Origin of the sequence: Methylobacterium sp. WL6, assembly GCF_008040095.1 — a bacterium.
GTDB lineage: Bacteria > Pseudomonadota > Alphaproteobacteria > Rhizobiales > Beijerinckiaceae > Methylobacterium.
This window is the reverse complement of the sequence record NZ_VRVH01000387.1, coordinates 1-3,548: the sequence shown is the minus strand read 5'-3', so window position 1 is coordinate 3,548 and position 3,548 is coordinate 1. Positions and strand designations below refer to the sequence as shown.

4 protein-coding genes and 1 pseudogene are annotated in these 3,548 nt (G+C 72.3%); 3 read left to right on the top strand and 2 right to left on the bottom strand.

Annotation, left to right across the window (positions count from 1 at the left end; all coding sequences use genetic code 11):
* Positions 1-247, bottom strand: a pseudogene (locus tag FV230_RS26055) (repressor LexA); the annotation flags it as partial.
* Positions 248-418: 171 nt separating this feature from the next.
* Positions 419-1,357, bottom strand: coding sequence for an NAD(P)-dependent oxidoreductase (locus FV230_RS26050; protein WP_147844446.1), 939 nt, complete (start codon positions 1,355-1,357; stop codon positions 419-421).
* A gap of 297 nt (positions 1,358-1,654) precedes the next feature.
* Between FV230_RS26050 and FV230_RS26045 the strand changes: the two genes are divergently transcribed.
* From FV230_RS26045 to FV230_RS26035, 3 genes are all read left to right on the top strand, one after another.
* Positions 1,655-2,038, top strand: coding sequence for a response regulator (locus tag FV230_RS26045; protein WP_147729619.1), 384 nt, complete (start codon positions 1,655-1,657; stop codon positions 2,036-2,038).
* Positions 2,039-2,076: 38 nt separating this feature from the next.
* On the top strand, positions 2,077-2,601 hold the full coding sequence (locus FV230_RS26040; protein ID WP_243933132.1) for a protein phosphatase CheZ: 525 nt from the start codon (positions 2,077-2,079) through the stop codon (positions 2,599-2,601).
* Positions 2,602-2,667: 66 nt separating this feature from the next.
* Complete coding sequence (locus FV230_RS26035; protein ID WP_147844445.1) at positions 2,668-3,453, top strand: creatininase family protein; 786 nt, start codon at positions 2,668-2,670, stop codon at positions 3,451-3,453.
* Positions 3,454-3,548: the final 95 nt, after the last annotated feature.

Below are 3,548 nucleotides of genomic sequence, written 5' to 3'. Positions count from 1 at the left end.
GCACCGGGGCGGGCGCGCTGGAGCGGCCGGCGCCGTCGGGCATGCGCAGCACCTCGATCGCCCGAGCCCGATTCGGAAGCCGGCGCAGGAAGCCGCGCTCCTCCAGGGCGGTGATCAGCCGGTGGATGCCGGATTTCGACTTGAGATCGAGGGCGTCCTTCATCTCGTCGAACGACGGCGGAACACCGTCCTCGCGCATCCGCTCGTCGATGAATCGCAGGAGATCCAGCTGTTTACGGGTCAGCATCGGCGCGGCTCGCAAGAATGCGCGGCCACACGAAGGTGGAGCCGCAGAAACAAAACACGAACACGTTAAACGTTCGTCAAGTGTTCCGCAAGGGTTCTCATCGGCCGATCCGACCGGTGCGTCGAATTTCGTCGCGCGCCGAGCCTCTTTTCGATCGCTGCGCTGCGGGGCTCAGCCCTCGAGGCTGCGGCGCACGGCGCGGGCGGTGACCGCCGAGACGCGCACGTTCGATTCCCGCGTCACGCCGGCGATGTGCGGGGTCAGGATGAGGTTCGGCACGTCGATCAGCGCTGCGCCGCCCGCGGCGTCCACGGGCTCCTGGGCGAACACGTCGAGCGCCGCCCCGCCGAGATGCCCGGACCGAAGCGCCGCGGCGACCGCGGCCTCGTCCACGACGCCCCCGCGGGCGGCGTTGATCAGGATCGCGCCCGGCCGCATCCGCGCGATCGCCGCCGGCCCGATCATGTCGCGCGTCGCCTCGGTCAGCGGCACGTGCAGCGAGAGCACGTCGCTCGTTGCGACCAGCGCGTCGAGGGCCAGGCTCGCCACCGCGCCGTGCGCCGGGCGCCACGCGGCGTCGTCGGGCGCGAGGTGCGGGTCGAAGGCGGCGATGGTCATGTCGAGGGCCGCCGCACGGCGGGCGGTCTCGCGGGCGATCGCGCCGAAGCCGACGAGGCCGAGGCGCTTGCCGGCGATCTCGCGTCCCATCAGCGCGTTGCGCGGCCACGCGCCCGCGGCGACCTGCGCGCTCGCGCCGTAGGCGCCGCGCAGCAGCAGCAACGCGGTGCCGATCACGTACTCGGCCACCGCGCCGTCGTTGGCGCCGGTCGCGGGATGGACCGCGATCCCGCGGGCGGCGCAGGCGGCCAGATCGATGTTGTCGAGCCCGACGCCGAGGCGGCCCACCACCCTGAGGTCGGGTGCCGCCGCGAGCAGGCCCGCGCGCACCTGCGTGCGGTTGCGGACGATCAGCCCGGATGCGCCCGCGAGCGCCGCGCGCAGGGCGTCCGGCCGGTCGACCAGGGTCGGATCGTAGAGCGTCCCGAACCCGGCGAGCTCCGCCGCGATCGCGGCCTCGTCCATGAACTCGCTGATGACGACCTTGCGCATGGGGCGGCGATCCTTCTCCGCGGCCGGGCCGGTGCCGGCGGGCTGCCCGCTCTGCCGCGGCGTCCGGGCGACGTCGCGGCTGGGGGCATCGTCATCACGCAGCCGAGCGCGTCGGTAAAGGCGACCGCGCCGCCTATCCGAGTGGGTGCGCCGATCGCAGCGCGATTAACCGCTTCGCAATGCCGCCCGGCGTAAGGTCCCGGGCATGAGGTGCGACCAGCGACAGCGCCTCCCGACATTGCGTGACCGACGCCGACGGCCGAGCCGGCGATTCGGAGACACCGGAGCAGTTTGACCATGGCCCTCGATCTCAGCATGCCGATCCTGGTCGTCGACGACTACCAGACGATGGTTCGCATCATCCGCAACCTGCTCAAGCAGCTCGGCTTCGAGGAGGTCGACGACGCCTCCGACGGCACGGCCGCGCTGGCGCGCCTCAAGGGCCGCAAGTACGGCCTCGTGATCTCCGACTGGAACATGGAGCCGATGACCGGCTACGAGCTGCTTCGCCACGTCCGCGCCGACGAGGGCCTGCGCACCACGCCGTTCATCATGGTCACCGCCGAGTCGAAGACCGAGAACGTCATCGCCGCCAAGAAGGCCGGTGTGAACAACTACATCGTCAAGCCGTTCAACGCCGCGACCCTGAAGAGCAAGATCGAGGCGGTCTGCGGCGCCTGACCGACCTTTCGGGGCCGACACGCGGAGGAATGCTGACGATGGGTTTGCAAAGACCGCTCGGCGCGACGATCAACCCCGCGACCATGGTGTCCGAGTTGATCGAGATCGCGGACTACATCGCCCACGTGCGCGACGAGATCGCGGCCCTGCGCGCCAACGAGCTGACGCACGACCGCATCCCGATGGCGCACGAGGAGCTCGGCAACGTCCTCGCCGCGACCGCCGGCGCCACCAACACCATCATGGAGGCGGCCGAGTCGATGCTGGCCCTGCCGGACGGGCCGGAATACCGCGCCGCGGTCGAGAGCGGCATCGGCACGATCTTCGAGGCCTGCGCCTTCCAGGACATCACCGGCCAGCGCATCGGCAAGGTGGTCGCCGCCCTGCAGCAGTTCGAGCTGCGGCTCGCGCGCTTCGCCAGCGCAGTGCGGGCGCGGGACGCCGCCGGACAGGACCCGGCCGAGGCCGAGCGCAACGAGCGCGCCCAGCGCCTGCTCCTCAACGGCCCGCAGCCGAACGGCCCGGCGACGGCGCAGGACGACATCGACGCCCTGTTCGCCTGAACCTCGACGGGAAGGGGCCGGCTCCGCTAGAGCGTTGCGCCTGACGTCGGGGCATCGGGGGACAGCATGGCGGCACGGCTCTGGTCCGACCTGACCGCGCGCGAGGTCTCCGGGCGCAGCATGGGCCGCACGGTCGCGGTGCTGCCGGTGGCCGCGATCGAGCAGCACGGCCCGCACCTGCCGCTCTGCACCGACGTGGCGATCATGGAGGGCTACCTCGCGCGCGCCCGCGCCCTGGTGCCGGCCGATCTCGACGTGCTGGTGCTGCCGGTGCAGTCGGTCGGCAAGTCCGACGAGCACGACGCCTTTCCCGGCACCCTCTCGCTCACCACCGCGACCGCGCTCGCCGCCTGGACCGAGATCGGCGCGGGCGTGCACCGGGCCGGCTGCAACCGGCTGGTGATCGTCACCTCGCACGGCGGCAACAGCGCGCTGATCGACCTCGTGGCCGGCGATCTGCGCGCCCGCTTCGGCATGGTCGCGGTGACGACCGCCTGGGCGCGGTTCGGCTATCCGGAGGGATGCTTTCCCGACGACGAGATCGTCCACGGCATCCATGCCGGCGGGATCGAGACGGCGCTGATGCTGGCGCTTCGGCCCGACCTGGTTCGGCGCGAGGCGATCGCCGACTTTCCCTCGCGCACCCGTGCGATAGCCGGCGCCTTCACGCACCTGCGCGCCGGGCGTCCCGCCGCCTTCGCCTGGAAGGCCGGCGACCTCCATCCGTCGGGCGCGATCGGCGATGCCCGGCTCGGCACCGCCGAGGCGGGCGAGGCCGCCCTCGACCACGGCGCGCGGGCGTTCGTGGCGCTCCTGGACGACGTGGCGCGCTTCGACCTTTCGGGCGGGTAGCCTCGACGTCGCATCGATTCGGGAGCGGGGCCGGGCTTCGCCCCGGCTCCCTGTCAGGCGCCGGCCGGCTGCGGCAGCCGCGCGCTCGCCCCGGA

What these genes read in the sequence shown, in the direction of transcription:
- FV230_RS26050 (WP_147844446.1), bottom strand. Translation starts at nt 1,357, where the DNA reads ATGCGCAAGGTCGTCATCAGCGAGTTCATGGACGAGGCCGCGATCGCG.
- FV230_RS26045 (WP_147729619.1), top strand. Translation starts at nt 1,655, where the DNA reads ATGGCCCTCGATCTCAGCATGCCGATCCTGGTCGTCGACGACTACCAG.
- FV230_RS26040 (WP_243933132.1), top strand. Translation starts at nt 2,077, where the DNA reads ATGGGTTTGCAAAGACCGCTCGGCGCGACGATCAACCCCGCGACCATG.
- FV230_RS26035 (WP_147844445.1), top strand. Translation starts at nt 2,668, where the DNA reads ATGGCGGCACGGCTCTGGTCCGACCTGACCGCGCGCGAGGTCTCCGGG.